We start from the raw sequence: 18,832 nt of genomic DNA, 5'->3' as shown, positions 1-18,832 counted from the left end.
TTTATTTCTTCCGCAAAGCGTATGCGGACATGGCCGGGACTACCGGGCGTGTTCGCGGCGCCGATAAATCAACACGATCATGATCCGCAAGCAACAACTGGATAGTTATTACCGGCAGGTGCGCGATATCATTCTGGACCGGCAGGACCCCGTCAGCGGTTTGCTGCCGGCCAGCACCGCGGTCAATGTCCACGGCAATTATACCGACGCCTGGGTCCGCGATAACGTTTACAGTATCCTGGCCGCCTGGGGATTGGCTTTGGCCTACCGGCGCATCGACGAAACCGATGGCCGAACCTATCAACTGGAGCAAAGCGTCGTTAAATTGATGCGCGGATTGCTGGTCGCGATGATGCGGCAAAAGGATAAGGTCGAACGCTTCAAATACAGCCAGAATCCGGCCGATGCCTTGCATGCCAAGTACGATACACAGACCGGCAATGTCGTGGTCGGCGATCATGAGTGGGGCCATCTCCAGCTCGACGCCACTTCGCTGTTTTTGCTAATGCTGGCGCAGATGACCGCATCCGGCTTGCGTATCATTTTTACGCTGGACGAAGTCAATTTCGTGCAGAATCTGGTGCACTACATCGCCCGCGCCTACCGCACGCCCGATTACGGCATTTGGGAACGCGGCAACAAGAGCAATCATGGCATCGCCGAATTGAACGCCAGTTCGGTCGGCATGGCCAAGGCCGCCTTGGAGGCGATGTCCGGTTTCAACCTGTTCGGGCCGAACGGCGGCCAGGCCTCGGTGATTCACGTGCTCAGCGATGAAATCGCCCGTTCCCGCATTACCCTGGAGTCGTTGTTGCCGCGCGAATCGATGTCGAAGGAAGTCGATGCGGCTGTGCTCGGTATTATCGGTTATCCGGCCTTCGCCGTCGAAAACAGCGAGTTATTACTGCAAACCGAGCGACAAGTCTGTGAAAAACTGCAGGGAAACTACGGTTGCAAACGCTTTTTGCGCGACGGCCACCAAACAGTCATCGAAGACATTCATCGGCTGTATTATGAAGCCCACGAATTAAAGCAATTCAAGCATATCGAATGCGAATGGCCGCTGTTCTTTTGTTATCTGTTGTTGAACAAGTTATTCAGGGGCGAAGCCGAACAGGCGTCGGCTTATCGGCACAAACTGGATAGCTTGCTGGTGGAACAAAACGGTCAACGCCTGCTGCCGGAACTGTACAGAGTGCCGCTCGAGAACATCGAGGCGGAACGCACCCAGCCCGGTAGCCAACCCCGCGTCGCCAACGAAAACGTGCCGTTGGTCTGGGCGCAAAGCCTTTATATGCTGGGCGCGCTGATACAGGACGGGTTATTGGAGATCGGCGATATTGATCCGTTGGGACGGCGGCAATGTATCGGCCGCAATCGCAGCCGTAAGATTCAGTTCACGTTATTGGCCCAGGATGCCTCGGTGCAGAACAAGTTGGATGAATTCGGCATCGTCGCGCAGACTTTCGATCAGATCAGCCCCATCCAGATCAGGGCATCGGGCGAATTGGCCGCCGCCTATACCCAAGTCGGCCGCAATCAACGACTTGGCCTGAGCGGACGGCCCAACAAGCAAATCCGCGCATTGGGCACGGCCTTGCTGTATAAGCTGGCCGACGAGCGGATCGTATTCCTGCCTCAATTCATGAACCAGCGCGGTTTTTATCTGGCGTTGGACAATCGCTTGCTGGTCGAACGCCTACGCCACGAATTGGCCTACATTTATCGGCATTGGGACCGGCCCGGTAGGCCGCTGGTGGTGATGGTGGTCAAGCGCAATATGCTGGATGACGATGGTTGCCAGGTCATGCTTGAATTCATGGCCGAATTGAAACAAAGCTCTGTCCTCGGCGTGCCGGTGCAATTGGGACGGCTGGCGGAATTCATTCCCACCGCCAGCCTTGAGCGGATCGATTATCTGCATGATTTCCGTTTTGCCGAAAACGATTGGCAGGACGGGGAAATAGGCGAATCGAACAGGCTGCCCTTCGATCCCCTGAAGACTAAACCGGTCGACCGGCAAACCCTGGCGCATTGGGAGAACCGTGAGGATTCGGAGCTGTCGGAACTGTTGCTACACGAATCCAATCTTTACGCTCACCTCGAAATTTTGACTCTTTTGCTGAGCCGGCATGGTTCAGATTATGCGATAAAGTCGGAGGAACAAGGGTCGGATATCGCATTGCGCGATTTACTGGAAGAAGTTTACGCTCGGGCCGGCAATATGCACTGCTGGGATGTGGTTCGCCGCAGCGCCGGCTTATTGGGTAAACACGATGTCGACCTGGAGCAGTCCGCCGCCGAAATTATTGTGCGGCAAAAACGCCTCAGCGTAGGCCGCGAATACAGCAACCGGGCGACCTTTTCCCGCCCGCCTAATACCGGCGAAATCCTGGATACTATCCGTAGCTGTAACGGCAACGATGCCGCCGTCCATATCATCATCCAGGAACTGATCGTCTATCTCGGCATCCTGATCAAGTCGCATCCCGAATTGTTCACCGATATGCATACGGTGCGCGTCGGGCACATCATGCAACTGATCACCGCCCGCCAACGGCGCAAATTGAGAGCTTCCACGGAAAAAGCCTTCGCGATACTGCTTACGCTGGCGCCGCATCAGTTGGCCAGACAGGTCAAGGAGACCCTGGCCGACTTTCAAAATTCGGAAACCGAATTGAAAGCGAGCGAATTACTGCGTTACGAAGGCCAATACAAACATCTCGGCTGCGCCCGTTTTTCCGAACAACTTAACCCGAAGGATAAAGGGTCGGCCGAGGATTGGCGCGAATGGCGCGAACAACGCGGCAGCGTCGGACGGGAACCGGCCGCATTTTTTGCCGCGGTTTGGGAAATTCTGCAGCATTGCAAGGGATTGATCATCGGCGACGGTTTGAACGGCAAGGGGCTGTTGCCTAGCGAAGATATCTTGGCGCAAATGACCGCCGGCGAGCAAAGTTTCGAGCTGCTGGTCAATCACCGCCTGAATAAAATTCAATCGCCGGATTACCGGCAAATGACGGTCGAAACCTTGCAGGCTCTCGCGCTAATTTTTCAGGACCATCCCGAGCTTTATATCGACGATATACTGATAACGGAGACGCTGATCAGCCACGCTATGCGCATTTGCTGGTCGCAACAACATTCCGAGCGTAGCGATCACTATCAACAAGACGATGCGTTATCTTGTCAGGCCTTCTATCAATTGCCCCCTCACGAAGTAGCGAACGGCATTATCGATGCGCTGAACTATTTGCTGAATAACGTTGAGCAAAAAGTGCCTAGCACTGACTAATTCCATCTTTTTTTTCGCGCCAATTTTCCAGCTGATTCCTTCTTCGGCTATATTTTAATCATTGACGTGCTCCGCTTGGCTCGAAGTCGGCAATAATTTCCTGACATTTCACATGTCAGTTTGTCTTCGAACTTATCGGTAACATGGCCCATCGCACTGAATATGGATAATTGGTTCTTGAGAATTTCACGCTTGCTTTCATCGCCCGGTTTGTCGTCGAATAATCTGACCAGCGCCTGCGTGGTCGCGCCTGACCGGCTGTACGATGAACTGGAGTTGGAGCATAAAGCCATGCAGGCCGGAAGCAAGGAATTGCCGGCGACGCAAGCGATCACGCCGGACGGCAACGAACGCGCAATCATGAATTATTTCGAGCAGCGCATGGCGGTGATCAATAAAATCGCCAACGATGGCTTGAGCCGCCGCAATACCTCGATCGCCGATACCCATTTGGAAGACGAACGCGCGGAGATCACCAACCAAACCAACCACATCAAGTTGGAAATAGAGAGCCTGATGAGCCGAGAGTTTCGCGAGTTGCAGACCTTGAGGCGGGAACGCGACGAGCTGGAAGACGAATTCCGCCAATTTCGCCGCGCCAACAAGCTGGACAGAATTCCTCATTATCCCGATTCGCAGTTATTGAATTTCGCCATCATCCTGCTTTTCTGGCTGGTCGAATCGGCCGGCAACGGTTATTTTTTCGCCGAGGGCTCGGAATTGGGCCTGCTCGGCGGCGTCGCCCAAGCCGTCATTATCGCCGCGATCAATATCGCCACGGCATTCTTCATCATTGGCACGATAGTTCGCTACAAGAATCATGTGTCCTGGTGGAAACGCCTGTGTACCTACATCGGTTTGTTGATTTACGGTGGGGCCGCCGTTGCCTTCAATCTGTTGGTGGCGCATTACCGCGACTTGTTCGCGGTCAATCCCGCCAGCGCCGGAAACCAGGCTTTACAACAATTCAAGGAAAATCCGCTGACGTTGGCCGATTTCAATTCCTGGATGCTGTTTTGCATGGGCCTGTTGTTTTCCGTGTTCGCGTTGATCGACGGTTATAAACGGGACGACCCTTATCCCGGATATGGCAAGTTGCACCGGCGGCTGCGGGAGTTATTCGATAACTACGAGGAACAGCGCGACGACGTGATCGAGCAAATCGAAACCATTCGCCGCGATTTTCTGGGCAGGTTGGAGCGCATGAAACAGGCCGTTGCGATGAAACATACCCGCCTGGTCCATTTGGTCGAGGAAAAGCAGGCCTTCATCGCCGAATACCAGCACGGCATCGCCAATTTCATCACCTGCGCCAATGCCTTGATCCACCGTTACCGGGATATCAATCGGGCCCACCGGCGGACCCCGCCGCCCGACTATTTTCAAAGCGATTGGGAGCCGAAGCGGACTTTCATCTTGCGTGGCGCCCACGACGACATCGAGTTGGTGAACGCGCAACAGGAGTTGTTCAGGAATTTCCCCGCTTATTGCCAGCATCGGGCCAACGAAATCGAGCAGCTTTATGTGCTCTTTTTTGACAAATTACGGCAAATGGATCCGAATTTCCGTCATACTCGAACTAAGCAGGCAGAAGAGTAAGTTATCATGGCACGGTATCGCAGTCGGCAACAACGGACACAACTGAAGAACCTGCTCGGCTGTTCGCTGATTATCGCGGTGCTGGCCGTGGTCGCGGCCCTGGGTTATTTTTGGTACGACCGCCAGAGCCGGCAGCAGGGTTTCGATGCCGCCACGCTATGTCCGATGCAGGGTAGCCCGGCCTATGTCGCGGTGGTATTCGACAAAACCGATGCCTATAATCTGGTGCAACAGCGCTTTCTCAAGCGTTATTTCGCCCACTTCAAGGCGCAGTTGCAGGCGGGTACCCATATCGCGCTCTATGTCATCGACGACCGCGAACGTGAGGTTATCGCCCCGGATTTCGAGGTCTGCGCGCCGCGTAGCAGCGAAGACGCCAACGCCTGGTACGAAAATCCGAAATTGATCCGCCAGCGTTGGCTGGAGCGCTTCGAACAGCCGCTGGATAGGGTCATTGCCGGCTTCATGCAACCCGGCAATGCCGACTATTCGCCGATCATGGAAATTTTACAGGTAGTGTCGCTCAGCGCCTTTCCTCCCGCTGCGAAATCGGCCAAGAAAAAAATCGTCATCGTTTCCGATATGTTGCAGCATACTCCCGAATGGTCGCATTATCGCGGCCAGATGGATTTCGCCAAACTCAGGGATACGCCCTATTTCCAGCGTATCAGAACCGACTTGCAAGGGGCCGAAGTGGAAATTCTGTATGTCCGCCGCGACGGTGCGGAAAAGCTGCAAAGCAAACGCCATGCTTATTTCTGGGCCGATTTTATCGATGCGATCGGCGGCAAAGTCACGTTGATCGAGAAAATCGACGGTTGAGACGATGTTAGGAAAACCGCCTTCAGCCGATCATCATGCCGGTTACGTGCTCGATATCCGCAAGATATTTCTCGCGGCGCTGGTACTCGGCGTCGTCGGCATCGTATTGCCGCAAAGCTTCGGCTATCACCAGCTGTCGGTCGCGATACCGCTCTTGTTGATGGCGCTTTACGCCGCTATCGGTTACCGGCGCGGCAAGGACAGCCCCTTTCTCGAACAATTCGCCGACAGCGTCTATTATCTCGGCTTTTTGTTCACGCTGATCGCACTGGTGGTCTCGCTCTACCATTACCGCGGCGACAGTCTGGGGTTGGATGCGATCATCGCCAACTTCAGCCTGGCCCTGACCACGACCATATTCGGCCTGGCGGTGCGCATTTATATCAATAATTTCCAGGTCGACCTACGCAGCGCCGAACGGCAAATGCTCGAAGGGGTCGAGCTGGCCGCCAACGATTTCGTACGCAAGGCGAAGACGTTGTCGATGCAGCTCGAACTGTCCCACGACGAAACCCAGCGCGCTATCCGTCGCGCGCTAGAGGATGCCGGGCAGAGTATGAGCCAGACTGCAGCGATGATTCGAGAACAGGCGGAACAAAGCGCCGAGGCTTTCCGGAAACAAAGCGAAACAGCCAATCGGTCGATGGAAGAGACGATCAAGGCGCTGCAGCAGAAACTGGAAAGCCTGGAATTGCCCGAGGATATTTTCGCCCGCCGCTTGGAGGCGCCGCTGACCGCGTTAAACGAGAAACTCGTCGAAACCCGCACGGTTGTAAGCGACCTGGCTCAGGAGCAAACGGTAATTAAGGCGGATTACCGGCAAATGACGTTGGAATTGGGCCATTTCAACAGCGCCTTGACCGCTTCGGGGCGTTCGCTGGAAGCTTTCAACGATAACATTGCCGCGCATAATTTAAGCAGCGAGGAGTTCGTGCAGCTGGTCGAGCGCTTCAAGCAGCTGGCGCAAGCGAGCGATGCCATCACCGCGGCTATCGGCGAGCAGGCCGAGCGTTCGTCCGCCGCCGCCGAGCGTTTCGAAACGTTATTGGCTTCGTTCGGACAACTGCCGGATGAAACCGAACGCATCGCGGCCAGGCTGAATCAGGCCAGCGACGAGGTGGTCGGGCTGTTCGCCCGCATCAGCGGTCAGACGGAGAACAGCGCCCGCATCAGCAGCGATCTGCAAACCATCGCCGAAGCGTTGAGCAAGACCCAGCTGACGATCAAGCAAATTTCCGATTTCGGCGTGCATGTCACGTCGGCATTCAAACGTCTGGAATCCTTTAATCAGGCCATCGAACAACACACGCGCAATCTCCAGGCGATGGGAAATTTGGCCGACACCGACATCGCATTGATCAAGACCCATCAGCAGGAAATGGCGGCCATTCTGGAACATTCGCGCACCGCCATGGCGATGATGAACCGGCATTTCGTCGACAGTATCGACTATTTGTCCAAGCGTCTGGAGGATTGACGATGTCATACGAAGGCAGGCGTTCCTTCCTGTTCGGCATGACCTTGAACGAATTGGCGTTCATGATGTTCTTCTTGTTGATGCTGCTCAGTACCGCCGCCTTGCATGACAAAAGCGTCGAATTGGAGCAGCAAAAGTCGAAAAGCAACGAACTCGAACGGCAAATCGAAAGAACCAGGCAAGACCTGGACGCTTCGTTCAAGCGTTTGCGTCTGCTAGAAGACATGGTCGGCCGCATAACGGGGTTGGGTCGCGATGCCAGTCGGGAACTGTTGGAACAGGCCTTTGCCAAATTGCAGGCGGCCGGCGACCTGGACCGGCTTGCGGCGGACAACACCCGCTTGCGGCAGGAATTGCAAGAACTGACGCAACTTAGGCGACAATTACAAGAGTTGCAACCGGACACGGCGCCCGAACAGACCTTGCAGGAACTGATCGAACAAAGCCGCAACGCCCAACGCGAACAGCAGGACCTGCGCGGCCAACTGCATTTTCTTCAGCAACAGTTAAAAGGCAACGGCCTGGATCACCCGCCCTGCTGGGCTGACCCCGACAATGGAGCGATCCAGTATCTTTACCGCATTACCATCCACGAACAAACCGTCACTGTAGAGGCGGCCTGGCCGGACAGCCGCGCCGCCGATGCCTCCAGATTGCCGGGCGCCGCTGAATTGGCCGGGCAGACTTTGTCCTTAGGGGCCTTTCAGGCAAAGGCCGCGCCTATTTTCCAATGGAGCAAAAGCCATGAATGCCGGCACTTCGTTCGTATCCACGACGATCCAAATACCAGCAAAAAAGCCTTCAAGACCACCCTACTGACGATCGAGTCGGTGTTCTACAAATACCTGGAGCATTAACCGATGTCCGCCAGTTCCCTGCAACGAGCGCTGCTGAGAAACAAATACCTGCTGGTCAAACGCGCTTTGCGGCTGACGGGACATCGAGTCAAGGAAATCGACTATGAGGGGCTTCAAGAATCCGTGACATTGGAAGCGATCGAGGCAAAATTGAAAGCGCCCACTGCAAATGGTGCTAATAGAAAAAGTTGGTTGAAACATTGGTTCAAGCGCTGAACTCTTTGAACCCGATGGCTTCTGCCTGATTGCAAAAAAATGCGGCCGCAGGGCCGCACTTAGAGAAGGATATATGAATTTGATCGCATGTGGCTGATCAGTGAATATAATCCTAGCTCTAGTCTTTAATTATCCATCATAAGGTTTAAACCACCGGCTTTAGCCGGTCAGCTTTAGCTGCGATAATTTGCCCAAGGAGGTGGCGATGGACTATAGATACGGCAGCCATACGGTTTACCAAATTGAGTATCATTTTGTTTGGGTTACGAAGTATCGTTATAAAGTGCTGAAGGATGAAATAGCCGAACGAGTGAGAGACTTGGTGCGGCAGACATGCGAAGCCTTTGAGATACGGATTATCAAAGGTGTCGTGAGCAAAGATCATGTGCACATTTTGGTGAGTGCGCCGCCGACTATGGCCCCAAGCGAAATCATGAGGCGAATCAAGGGACGAACTTCGAGCTATCTGTTCGAAGAGTTCCCGCACTTGAAAAAGCGATATTGGGGTCGACATTTTTGAGCCCGCGGTTATTTTTGCGCCACAGTGGGGCAAATGACTGATGAGATGATAAAGCAATATTTGGAGCATCACTTTGAACCTAATCCAAACGATAATTTCAAGATGGAGCCCGACTAAGACGCGTCGTTTAGTCGACGCGTATCCGGACTTTCAGTCCGTTATTGGAACCCACCCGCTTGAGCGGGTGGTTGTTTAGTTGTGGTATGCGACTAATTGTCGCGCGACCATTTGTCGCATTTTTTACAGATTGCAAGGTTTACAAGCATAAGAACACGCCGACACTGCAGATTGAACAGCGGCTAGCCTTCTCTATTGTCGCCTGTGATGGACTGGCTATCCCTCTTCATGCTCCTTGTCGGCTTCGTTAGCCATTTCCGAGATTTCCTTCAAGCGGGCGACCACTTTGGCGTTGATGCTTCCCTCGGGATAATTACCGTCCTGGTCCATTTTTCCGGCCGGCTGTTCCATCAGCAATTCCAGGGCCTGGTTGACAGTGGAAACGGCATAAATGTCGAATTTCCCTTCATTTACCGCATGGATGACTTCCTGTTTCAACATCAGGTTGCGTTGATTCGAGGCTGGAATGATGACGCCATGTTGACCGTCTAGGCCACGCGCCTGGCACAGACTGAAGAAGCCTTCGATCTTTTCGTTGACGCCGCCAATGGCCTGTACTTCGCCGTATTGGTTGATCGAACCGGTCAGGGCGAAGCTTTGTTTGACCGGAATCCGGGTCAACGCGGAAATCAGGCAGCAGAATTCGGCCAACGCGGCGCTATCGCCGTCAATGTAGCCGTAGGATTGCTCCAGCGCGATGCTGGCGGAGATTCCCAGGGGAAACTGTTGCGCGTAACTATGGCCGAGATAACCGGTCAGAATCAACACGCCCTTGGAATGGATCGATTGGCCCAGTTCGGCTTCGCGTTCTATATCGACGATACCGCGCGAGCCCGGATAGACGGTGGCGCTGATGCGCGCTGGCGCGCCGAAGCTGCTGCCGCCCACTTCCAGCACGGTCAGGCCGTTGACCTTGCCCATCGCTTCGCCTTCGGTGTCGATCAGTATCGTACCATCGAGAATTTCCTCGAGGATCTCCTCGGCAATGCGGCCGTTTCGGGCTTCCCTGGCGGCCAATGCCAATTCGATATGTTCCTTGTCGATTTGCTCGGTGCCGCTGCCGGCGCTGAGCAGATTGGCTTCGCCGATGATTTCCAGCGAATCGTTGATTCTGGCCGACAAGCGATTCTGGTTTTCGGCCAGGCGGCAACTGTGTTCTATGAGACGGACGATGGCGTCTTTGGTCAAGGGCTTGGCGCCCGAATCCCGGGCCTGCCGGCTCATTAGCACGGCGAATTGGGTGATGCTGTCGGGAGTGCGTTTGATGTGGTTATCGAAATCCGCCAACACTCTGAACATCTCGTTGAATTCGCTGTCGAGTTCTTCCAGCAAATAGTAAATATGGCGCGAGCCGACCAGAACCACCTTGACATTGAGCGGGATGACCTCCGGTTTCAAGGTCATCGTATTGATACCCAGTTCGGCGAAAGGCGATTCGATTTCGATCTTGCCGGCCTTCAAGGCCCGTTTCAATCCTTCCCAGACGAACGGATAGGTCAGCACCTTTTCGGCGTCGAGGATCAGGTAGCCGCCGTTGGCCCGGTGTAACGAGCCCGGGCAGATGCGGCGATAATTTGTGACCAACGTGCCCTGTTCGTTGACATATTCGATGCGGCCGAACAGATTCTGATAAATGGGGTGCGGTTCGTAAATGACCGGCGCCCCGCTTTCTTGCTTGCAATCGACCAGGATGTTGGGCAGGTATTGTTCGCTGAGAATCAGCCGCCTGGCGCTGTTATCGGGATGCTCCTGGGTGCGGGACGGCATCAGGAAATCGCTGATGGTGCCGCTCAGGTCTTTTTTCAATTCGGCTAAATAGGTGATGACATCATCGATGTTCTGGTATTTTTTAGTCAAATCGGCGAACAGCGGTTCGATTGCCAGGCTGATGGTATCCTTATCCAGCTGCCTGAGCTCCTCGACCATTTTACGGCGCCACTGCGGCAGTTCCAACAGTACATCGCCCAGATATTCCTCCAGTTCCTCGCTGTGCTTGTGGAATTGTTCCCGTTCGGCTTGCGGCAATAATGTGAATTGGTCTTCGTCCACCGCCTTGTTGTCGCGAATCGGCAGAAAGGTAATGGTTTCGCTGTCGCGGTACAGCGCCACGTTCATATCGCGGGCTTTTTCATCGACCAGATCGACCGCGCTGTTGTAGCGTTGGGTGAAGCGGCGCTCGATGGCGGTTTTTTTCTGTTGATAGGAGGGACTTTCGAAGGCCGCCGGGAAAGTGGCCAGCAGGTTACCGATCAGTTTTTCGATGTCCTTGCTGAAAGTATGGCCTTGTCCGGCGGGAAGCTCGATTGCCACCGGTTCACGGCCGTTTTCGAAATTTTCCACATAGGCGTAGGAGGATGGCGCTTCCTGGCGTTCGGCATGGCTGTGAAGATAATCGGTGATCAGCGACAGGCGGCCGGTACCGGGTTCGCCCATGACGTAGACATTGTAACCGGGAGATTCCATCGCCACGCCGAAACTGAGGGCGGATTTGGCCCGCGTCTGTCCCAGAATGGTGTGATCGCGGCGCGGAACTTCCGGGATTTGCAGGGAGTTTGAATCGATATCGAGTTTTAGGGCTGAGGCGGGTAGTTTTAGATCGTTATCCATCTTTATCTTTTTTATGCATGGAAAGCATGTGGCGCATTTTTTCAACCTTGGTTTTCAAATAACTGAGGTTGTCTTCGTGAACGCTGGTTTCAATCGGAATACGCTTGCTGACGGTGATGCCCAAGCGGGTCAATTCATCGATCTTCTGAGGGTTATTGGTAATCAGCGCAACCGATTTTACCTGTAGATGCTCCAGAATTAATGCGGCAATATCGTATTGCCGCTCATCGGCCAGATGACCCAAATGAATATTGGCGTCGACGGTGTCCAGCCCCTGATCCTGCAGGTTATAAGCCTGCAATTTTTTTAACAGTCCGATGCCGCGTCCTTCCTGACGCAGATAAATCAAAATACCGTAACCGGCCTGCTCGATCAGCTGCAAGGCCATTTCCAGTTGTTCACCGCAATCGCAGCGACGGGAACCCAGCACATCGCCGGTAAAACATTCGGAGTGTATTCTAACGGGGACATCTTCCTTACCGGCGACCTCGCTCTTAACGAAGGCGACATGTTCCTTGTCGTCGATACTGTTGCTGAAATAATGCAGGATGAATTCACCGTGCGCGGTAGGGATGCGGGTTTGCACCATATCTTCTATTGTTGCTTTCACTGCTGTAACTTAAAACTATAATTAACGCTATTTTACTATTGTTGATTGAAAATGTTCGATATTTATCCGATAACTCATGATCGATCGGCAGATGATGTAAACTAAACGCTTGTTCCAGGAAAAGTCGTCCTAAGAGGCAAATAGACGGTCTCGCTATGAAAAAAATTCAGTTGCAGGATAGTGATTTAAGTGTCGGCCAGCCTTTGCCTTGGCCGGTCTATGCCGAGGACGGCGAGCTTTTGTTGGAAAAAGGGCGAGCGATTACCGGCGAACGGCAGAAACGTATTTTATTGACGCGCGGTTTGTACCGCGAGGCCAGTCCCGAGGAAGCTCGCGAACTGGAAAAGCAGGAAAAATTTTCCCTGGCTTCGCCGTTCAATGTCCTGGATGCGATCAGGCAGAATGTCAATCGTATTCTCGACGACATGAATGCAGCCATCGACAGCGATTACCACCAACGCGTCATCAAGGTCGCCACGGTAATCCAAAAGCTGTGCCAGGAAAATGCCGATGCCGCCTTAGGTGCCATCATTTTCGATCAACTAGCGCTCTATTCGCATATACATCCGGTAATGTGCGCGCTACTGACCGAACTATTATTGCGACGGCAAAAAATCCCCAGCCAGGACCGCTTGCTCTATATTGCTGCGGCTTTGACCCAAAATATCGGCATGTTGGATTTACAGGACTTGTTGAACAAGCAATCCGCGCCGCTGACCAAACAACAACAAATTGCCATCCGCAAGCACCCCATCATCGGCCACGACATTCTGCAATGCTTGGGGATTACCGATAAGGAATGGTTGGATACGGTGCTGAGGCATCATGAACGCCCGGATGGGTCGGGTTATCCCTATAACCTTAAAGGGGAGGAAATCAGCCTCTTTGCGCGTACCTTGTCCTTAAGCGATATCTACAGCGCGATGGTGTTGCCGCGCGAATACCGCGACGGCTATTTTGTCAAAAAGGCATTACGCGATATTTTCATGCAGCGCGGCAGCGCCGTCGACACCGAGTTGGCCCAATTACTGATCAAGGAGATCGGCATTTATCCGCCTGGATCTTTTGTGCGATTGGCCAACGGCGATACTGCAATCGTCATAACCCGCGGCAGCAAACAAGCGAATGCGCCGATGGTGTTAAGCATTCTCTCGCCGCAGGGGGCGCCCTATAAGAATCCTCGGCGCATCGATACCTTGCAACAGGATTTGTACGGCATCGTCAAAGTGATTCCTCGCCCCGATAGGGTGCACCTGGATAGAAATCAGATTTGGGGATTGGGGAAGAAATAGCCTGACCATGTTATTTTCCTCCCCCGTCTCTTTGCATTTTCAAATTGATCATTGTCATCAATGGTATTGGCATTCACAAACAAACAGCAGGATTGTGCTTATAATGGCCATTTCAACAACTCAAATTCAGAATATTTTGTTTTCTTATGTCAGCTAACCCCACAGTCGAAGAAATAACCGCCTATCTGGCTGAAGACCTGGGCAGTGGCGATGTCACCGCCGCGTTGATTCCGGCTGCGACCCGTGCCAGCGCCACCGTGGTCACCCGCGAAGCCGCCGTGTTGTGTGGCAAAGCCTGGTTCGATGCGATATTTCACCGGCTCGCTGCCGATATCGTGATCGAATGGCAAGTCGACGAGGGCGACTACGTGGAAAAGGACAGTGTTTTGTGCCGGCTCCATGGTCCCGCCCGCGCCCTGTTAAGCGGCGAGCGGACCGCGTTGAATTTGCTGCAGACTTTATCGGCAACAGCGACGGTCGCCAAACGCTATGCCGATGCCGTGGCCGGTACCGGCTGTAAGGTGCTGGATACGCGAAAAACCCTGCCGGGTTTGCGAATGGCGCAAAAATACGCAGTTAGTTGCGGCGGTTGTCATAATCACCGTATCGGGTTGTATGACGCCGTGTTGATCAAGGAAAATCATATTATCGCCGCCGGCTCGATCGAACTTGCGATCAAGAATGCCAGGGCGATGACCGATTTGATGGTCGAAGTGGAAGTGGAAAACCAGGACGAATTCGAGCAGGCGCTTAGAGCGAGTCCCGACCGCATCATGCTGGATAATTTTTCTCTGCAGGATATGCGCGCCGCGGTCGCGACCAACGCCGGGAAGCTTGAGCTGGAGGCCTCCGGCAATATCGGACTCGATAACATACGGGAAATAGCGGAAACCGGCGTCGATTATATTTCCATCGGCGCGTTGACCAAAAATATCAAGGCGATCGATTTGTCGATGCGTATCAGCCTGGAGCGATGATCATGATTGAAAATGCCGAACAATTAGTCAAACAGATCACTCACGGCGTTTATGTTATCGGCGTCAGCGACGGCGAACGACAAAATGCCTTTACCGCCGCCTGGGTCATGCAGGTTTCATTCGACCCCTTATTGCTTTGCTTCAGTATCAATCCCGAGCATTATTCCTGGCAATTGTTGCAGCAAGGCGGTATCTGCAGCATCAATGTCTTGGGCAAACGGCAATATGCCGTCGCCGAGCATTTCGGCACATCCGGCTTGAAGGACAAAATGACCGGTTATTGTTGGCAAAAAGCGGTGAGCGGAGCGCCGATTCTGGCGGATAGCCTCGCTTATTTCGACTGCAAGGTCAGCCATTATGCCGAAGCCGGCGATCATCGGTTGGCGGTTTGCCAAGTGCTCGATGCAGGCTTGTTAAATCGGGGGAAACCGATGCTGTACAACGAGACCGGCGACATGGATGACAGCAGCGAGCTGTATGCCGAGGCGTCGGATTGAGTCTTTAAGGTTGGCGTTGCTTTTAGCTGTTTTACCCCGTTCTCTCGTTTGAGATGGGGGCTTGCATTCATGCCCGAATAGGTTATTAAGCAACAGGGGCTGGGCAATTAAGTTTGTGTTTCAGTAATCAAAAAGACGCCGAATAAGACATTTGCATGTCAAGCGATGGCCTTGTTATCACAGGCCGGTCGCGGATAGCTTGTAAAAAAAGGGATCGAGACAGGGGATAATAATGAAAGAAGGATGGAACAATGAAAGGGGGGATGGAAATAACAGGGCGTCTCTCCGACGCCCTGTGCAAGGCAGATATTTACAGCATGCCTCTCAAAGCTTCCAGACCTTTGATACCTTTGTCCAGATGAGCTGAAGCAGCTTCTAAATCGCCTTTTTTAGCAGCTCTACGTGCTTTTTTCAAATGACTGTTGGCGCGTTGACGGTTTCTGTCGACGACGTCATTGGCATTGATTTCTTTAGTCGCATCACTGGCTTTTTTGATCAGATCAGCTACTTCTTGTGCATCAGCGCCCGCACCGATAGCGGCTTTAGCAGCCTGGGCTTTTTCCACAGACATGTTGATCGCATTAAGAGGTGTGTAGCTGAGACGGCCTTCTTCGTATGCTACTGCAGAAGTCGAGAAAGCACCCATTGAAACAGCTAAAGAGAAAGCAACGATTGCGCTTTTTAAGATTTTCATGAAATTAGAACCTCATTGTTGTTTTTTGTAATAAGCACATAACTATCAACTTCATGCTCATTAGCTACATGCCAAAGCCGATTCTAACACAATTATTATGGAATGCCAGGTTCTTGTCTTGCCTCAATGATCTGTAGATCGCTGAATTCAAGCTGAATTTACTCGTCTTCCCGCCTGACAATCAGGCTGAAATTCTCGTCATGATTAATCACTAAATCGAAAAGAATCGGCGCGCAACAAACCTGACAATCTTCGTAATATTGTTGTTCTCCACTCGAGCTATCGATCAAAACCGTAATAAATTCACCGCAATAAGGACAACAAATTAGACGCTCCTGTAATTGCGGCATTTATTGTACCGAGCGTAACAGAAAATCTAGCCAGGATACCGGCAGCAGACGTTTTAAATAGCCGAACAAATACGTTGGAAAGGTCACATAGTAACGAATTTTCGGTTTCTTTGACTCCAGGGCATGAATAACCTTGTCGGCAACCGCTGCCGCCGGCAGGGTGAAGGGCGCCGCGGGTCCTTGCTTTTGCAGGCGGGCTTCCATCGCTTTATAGGTGTCTTTGTGAAAGCTGTTGTCCGGGTCGATATTCTTTTTATACATAGCAAAAGCGTTTTGCCGGAATTTACTTTCGATCGGGCCGGGTTCAATTAAGACGATATGAATGTTGCTGCCGTGCAACTCGATACGCAGGGTATCGGCTAGCCCTTCCAAGGCAAATTTGCTGGCATTGTAGGCGCCGCGATAGCGCATCGCAACGAAACCGAGTATCGAGCTGTTGTAGATGATGCGGCCGTGTCCTTGTTGGCGAAACAGCGGAATCAGCAGGTTGGTCAGCTCGTGAGTACCGAAAAAATTGGTTTCGAATTGTTCGCGCAATACCGCTCGGCTCAAGTCTTCGACTGCGCCGGGCTGGCCATAGGCGCCGTTATGAAACAACGCGTCGAGCTTGCCGCCGGATAGCTTGAGCAGTTCGTTTACGCCTTGGCGAATGCTGTCGGAGTCGGCCAGGTCCAATCGCAAGGTTTCAAAGCCTTCGTTGCGCAGGCGTTCCACATCGGTTTGTTTGCGGGCGGAACAGATAACTCGGTGGCCGCGTTGCTTGATGATTTGTGCCGTGACATAGCCAATACCGCTGGAGCAGCCGGTGATGAATAGGGTTTTGGGCGTCATTACTGTCTGGTTAGATCCGTTTCGTTATAAAAAAAACTTTTGCCGCTGCTGCATTCGATTTGGAAGACAAAATGTTCCATTGTGCTCTTGATATTCAACTCGTCTCCTTCCACCCGCGAGCATTGTCCGCTTGCCAAAGCTTTCTGCGCGGCCAGGCGGCGAAATTTTTCTATCTCGGGAAGGCGTTCTTCGAATTTTTTTACCAGCTCAGGCAACTTGTCGGGGTCATAGGGGGGGATTGCGAAGGCGGAATACTGGCGCGGGTTGTTCTTGATCAGTTTCTGGGTGAGTTCGCTTTCGGCAAGAGCGGCTTTCTTGCGTTGTTTAATTTGTTGTAGGCGTTGTTGCTCTTGCTGTTGCAAACGTAGCTTTTCCTCCTCGGCCAGTTCTTGTTGTTTGCGTTGTTGGTTCAAATCCACGGCGGAACCGGTTTTGACATTCATTTCGAACGCCTCATTCAAGTCTTCGCAGGGGCTTGATTGATAAGTGGTATTGCCGGATACATCGGTGCATTTATAGACGCCGGCAACACTGACGCTGGAAAAGAGCGCGGCAAGGATTAGTAGGGTTTTGTTCATTGCATTTCCCGCTATCGTATGTGAAGGCTGTTACTGTTGATCGGCCAATTCATCGTGTAAATACGTTCTTTCAGTGTAGTAGCGAATAACCCATAAGAAAAGGCAGGCTGTCAGCAACATCAGTATGGTAAAAAACCAAAAATAATCCGCGCCGGCCAGTTTGCTGCTGCCGTCAGCGTTTTGAATAAAAAAATTGACGGCGCTGGTAAACAGGTTGCCGACGGCAACGGATAGAAAATAAAAAGCCATAATGAAGGATTTCATCGTTCTCGGTGCCTGGGTATAGGAGAATTCCAGGCAAGTGATCGAGACCATGACTTCGGCTGCGGTAAGCAATAGGTAGGCCAGTAATTGCCAGCTAATATGCACCGAATAACCTTGGTCCAACCGGGTTTGTATCAGTGCCGCAATCGCAAAGGCGAGAACGGTGATGAATAAACCGATCGCCATTTTTTTCAATTCGGTCAGATTGATGATTTTGTTCAACAACGGGTAGAGCCAGTAGGAAAACAACGGCACCAGGAGCATGATTAACAATGGGTTGGCGGCCTGAATCTGTGACGGCAACAATTCCAGACCGAACATCATACGGTCCATTTTTTGTGCCTGTAAAACCCAGGATGAGCCGATTTGTTCGAACAAGGCCCAGAACATAGCGATGAAGAGATAAATCGAAGCCAATTTGCCTAGCGTTTGCAGGCCGGTTTTACTCAGGCTCTCTTGGACAAAGCTCATGCCGGCGGGCGGGATGTGGGCAAAGCGATAGCGTCCGCTCCAGAACACAATCGTCGCAAACAACATTAATATACCGGGCACTGCAAATGCGACAGAGGAGCCGTAATGTTCCAGCAGCCACGGTATCGTTAACATGGCGGCGAAAGCGCCTAGGTTGATCGAAAAATAAAACCAGCCGAAGACCTTGCTCAGCAAGTGGCTGTTGGATTGGCCGAATTGGTCGCCCAAATGCGAAGAAACGCAAGGTTTGATGCCGCCAGCGCCCAGTGCGATTAAACTTTGGCCTATCAGTAAGCCCAGGCGGGTGTCGTCGAGTGCTAATGTAAAATGGCCGACACAATAAAACAACGACAAATACAAGATTGTCCGGTATTTGCCAAGAAGCCCGTCGGCCAGTAATGCACCCAATAACGGCATGAAATAGACGGCCGAGACGAATAAGTGGAAATACCCTTGGGCTTCATTTTCCGTCATCAGGTCGGGATTGCCATCGGCGTCCATCAGATAGTGGGTCATGAAGATGACCAGAATTGCGCGCATGCCATAATAGCTGAAGCGCTCGGCGGCTTCGTTGACGACGATGAACGGCGTTCCGGTTGGCAATTCGCGGCTGGCAAGAGGCGCGGTTCTATAGCGAGGCATTAAGTGAGTGTTGTCTAAAACTGTGAAATGCAAATTTTATCATGGTTGAATTAAGTTCCTATGCCAATCGATTTTGGTATCGCAACGCGGCGGTTATTGACGGGAAGAGTTGGGTC

General features: G+C 52.5%; 16 protein-coding genes and 1 pseudogene. 10 read left to right on the top strand and 7 right to left on the bottom strand.

All coding sequences use genetic code 11. The features are described from left to right. Positions 1–79 precede the first annotated feature (79 nt). From EP25_RS0112830 to tnpA, 7 genes and pseudogenes are all read left to right on the top strand, one after another. Positions 80–3,295 (top strand): glycoside hydrolase family 15 protein, encoded by a 3,216-nt coding sequence (locus EP25_RS0112830; protein ID WP_031434261.1) that lies wholly within the window; start codon positions 80–82, stop codon positions 3,293–3,295. A gap of 162 nt (positions 3,296–3,457) precedes the next feature. Continuing rightward, positions 3,458–4,894, top strand: coding sequence for a hypothetical protein (locus tag EP25_RS0112825; RefSeq protein ID WP_031434260.1), 1,437 nt, complete (start codon positions 3,458–3,460; stop codon positions 4,892–4,894). Positions 4,895–4,900: 6 nt separating this feature from the next. Beyond that, positions 4,901–5,716, top strand: coding sequence for a hypothetical protein (locus EP25_RS0112820; RefSeq protein ID WP_031434259.1), 816 nt, complete (start codon positions 4,901–4,903; stop codon positions 5,714–5,716). Between the two features lie 4 nt (positions 5,717–5,720). Continuing rightward, positions 5,721–7,193: a coiled-coil domain-containing protein gene (locus EP25_RS0112815; RefSeq protein ID WP_031434258.1), complete on the top strand. Its 1,473-nt coding sequence runs from the start codon at positions 5,721–5,723 to the stop codon at positions 7,191–7,193. Between the two features lie 2 nt (positions 7,194–7,195). Beyond that, a complete protein-coding gene (locus tag EP25_RS0112810) occupies positions 7,196–8,050 on the top strand; it encodes a hypothetical protein (protein ID WP_031434257.1) in 855 nt (284 codons plus the stop codon). A gap of 3 nt (positions 8,051–8,053) precedes the next feature. Continuing rightward, positions 8,054–8,266: a hypothetical protein gene (locus EP25_RS0112805; protein ID WP_031434256.1), complete on the top strand. Its 213-nt coding sequence runs from the start codon at positions 8,054–8,056 to the stop codon at positions 8,264–8,266. 205 nt (positions 8,267–8,471) lie between these two features. After that, positions 8,472–8,903: pseudogene (gene tnpA, locus EP25_RS0112800) on the top strand (IS200/IS605 family transposase). A gap of 216 nt (positions 8,904–9,119) precedes the next feature. On the opposite strand, the gene EP25_RS0112790 reads toward tnpA, so the two are convergent. After that, on the bottom strand, positions 9,120–11,510 hold the full coding sequence (locus EP25_RS0112790; protein ID WP_031434255.1) for a Lon protease family protein: 2,391 nt from the start codon (positions 11,508–11,510) through the stop codon (positions 9,120–9,122). Next, positions 11,503–12,120, bottom strand: a complete 618-nt coding sequence (gene ribA, locus EP25_RS0112785; protein ID WP_084191035.1) for a GTP cyclohydrolase II — start codon at positions 12,118–12,120, stop codon at positions 11,503–11,505. The genes EP25_RS0112790 and ribA overlap by 8 nt, the downstream gene beginning before the upstream one ends. Positions 12,121–12,275: 155 nt before the next feature. Between ribA and EP25_RS0112780 the strand changes: the two genes are divergently transcribed. From EP25_RS0112780 to EP25_RS0112770, 3 genes are all read left to right on the top strand, one after another. Beyond that, positions 12,276–13,412 (top strand): HD-GYP domain-containing protein, encoded by a 1,137-nt coding sequence (locus tag EP25_RS0112780; RefSeq protein WP_031434253.1) that lies wholly within the window; start codon positions 12,276–12,278, stop codon positions 13,410–13,412. Between the two features lie 146 nt (positions 13,413–13,558). Then, positions 13,559–14,389, top strand: a complete 831-nt coding sequence (gene nadC, locus EP25_RS0112775) for a carboxylating nicotinate-nucleotide diphosphorylase (protein WP_031434252.1) — start codon at positions 13,559–13,561, stop codon at positions 14,387–14,389. A gap of 2 nt (positions 14,390–14,391) precedes the next feature. Continuing rightward, positions 14,392–14,886 carry a flavin reductase family protein gene (locus EP25_RS0112770; protein ID WP_031434251.1) on the top strand — a complete coding sequence of 165 codons (495 nt, stop codon included), beginning with the start codon at positions 14,392–14,394 and terminating at the stop codon, positions 14,884–14,886. Positions 14,887–15,196: 310 nt separating this feature from the next. Here EP25_RS0112770 and EP25_RS0112765 read toward each other — a convergent pair whose 3' ends face one another. The 5 genes from EP25_RS0112765 to EP25_RS0112745 form a co-directional block, all read right to left on the bottom strand. Next, a complete protein-coding gene (locus tag EP25_RS0112765) occupies positions 15,197–15,580 on the bottom strand; it encodes a hypothetical protein (protein WP_031434250.1) in 384 nt (127 codons plus the stop codon). A gap of 158 nt (positions 15,581–15,738) precedes the next feature. Next, on the bottom strand, positions 15,739–15,930 hold the full coding sequence (locus tag EP25_RS0112760; protein ID WP_031434249.1) for a CPXCG motif-containing cysteine-rich protein: 192 nt from the start codon (positions 15,928–15,930) through the stop codon (positions 15,739–15,741). After that, a complete protein-coding gene (locus EP25_RS0112755; protein WP_031434248.1) occupies positions 15,931–16,761 on the bottom strand; it encodes an SDR family oxidoreductase in 831 nt (276 codons plus the stop codon). It abuts the gene before it with no gap. Continuing rightward, complete coding sequence (locus tag EP25_RS0112750) at positions 16,761–17,339, bottom strand: DUF4124 domain-containing protein (RefSeq protein WP_031434247.1); 579 nt, start codon at positions 17,337–17,339, stop codon at positions 16,761–16,763. Before EP25_RS0112750 ends, EP25_RS0112755 begins: the two co-directional genes overlap by 1 nt. A 30-nt stretch (positions 17,340–17,369) precedes the next feature. Continuing rightward, entirely contained in the window at positions 17,370–18,716 is a 1,347-nt protein-coding gene (locus tag EP25_RS0112745; protein ID WP_031434246.1) for a POT family MFS transporter, read from the bottom strand. Between the last annotated feature and the right edge of the window lie 116 nt (positions 18,717–18,832).

Origin of the sequence: Methylomarinum vadi (assembly GCF_000733935.1) — a bacterium.
Lineage (GTDB): Bacteria > Pseudomonadota > Gammaproteobacteria > Methylococcales > Methylomonadaceae > Methylomarinum > Methylomarinum vadi.
The sequence above is the reverse complement of the archived record's forward strand: the minus strand, read 5'-3'. Positions and strand labels throughout refer to the sequence as shown.

Excerpts from the sequence above, each read along its gene's own strand:
- EP25_RS0112830 (WP_031434261.1), top strand. The coding sequence starts at position 80 with ATGATCCGCAAGCAACAACTGGATAGTTATTACCGGCAGGTGCGCGAT.
- EP25_RS0112825 (WP_031434260.1), top strand. The coding sequence starts at position 3,458 with ATGGATAATTGGTTCTTGAGAATTTCACGCTTGCTTTCATCGCCCGGT.
- EP25_RS0112820 (WP_031434259.1), top strand. The coding sequence starts at position 4,901 with ATGGCACGGTATCGCAGTCGGCAACAACGGACACAACTGAAGAACCTG.
- EP25_RS0112815 (WP_031434258.1), top strand. The coding sequence starts at position 5,721 with ATGTTAGGAAAACCGCCTTCAGCCGATCATCATGCCGGTTACGTGCTC.
- EP25_RS0112810 (WP_031434257.1), top strand. The coding sequence starts at position 7,196 with ATGTCATACGAAGGCAGGCGTTCCTTCCTGTTCGGCATGACCTTGAAC.
- EP25_RS0112805 (WP_031434256.1), top strand. The coding sequence starts at position 8,054 with ATGTCCGCCAGTTCCCTGCAACGAGCGCTGCTGAGAAACAAATACCTG.
- EP25_RS0112790 (WP_031434255.1), bottom strand. The coding sequence starts at position 11,510 with ATGGATAACGATCTAAAACTACCCGCCTCAGCCCTAAAACTCGATATC.
- EP25_RS0112780 (WP_031434253.1), top strand. The coding sequence starts at position 12,276 with ATGAAAAAAATTCAGTTGCAGGATAGTGATTTAAGTGTCGGCCAGCCT.
- nadC (WP_031434252.1), top strand. The coding sequence starts at position 13,559 with ATGTCAGCTAACCCCACAGTCGAAGAAATAACCGCCTATCTGGCTGAA.
- EP25_RS0112770 (WP_031434251.1), top strand. The coding sequence starts at position 14,392 with ATGATTGAAAATGCCGAACAATTAGTCAAACAGATCACTCACGGCGTT.
- EP25_RS0112765 (WP_031434250.1), bottom strand. The coding sequence starts at position 15,580 with ATGAAAATCTTAAAAAGCGCAATCGTTGCTTTCTCTTTAGCTGTTTCA.
- EP25_RS0112760 (WP_031434249.1), bottom strand. The coding sequence starts at position 15,930 with ATGCCGCAATTACAGGAGCGTCTAATTTGTTGTCCTTATTGCGGTGAA.
- EP25_RS0112755 (WP_031434248.1), bottom strand. The coding sequence starts at position 16,761 with ATGACGCCCAAAACCCTATTCATCACCGGCTGCTCCAGCGGTATTGGC.
- EP25_RS0112750 (WP_031434247.1), bottom strand. The coding sequence starts at position 17,339 with ATGAACAAAACCCTACTAATCCTTGCCGCGCTCTTTTCCAGCGTCAGT.
- EP25_RS0112745 (WP_031434246.1), bottom strand. The coding sequence starts at position 18,716 with ATGCCTCGCTATAGAACCGCGCCTCTTGCCAGCCGCGAATTGCCAACC.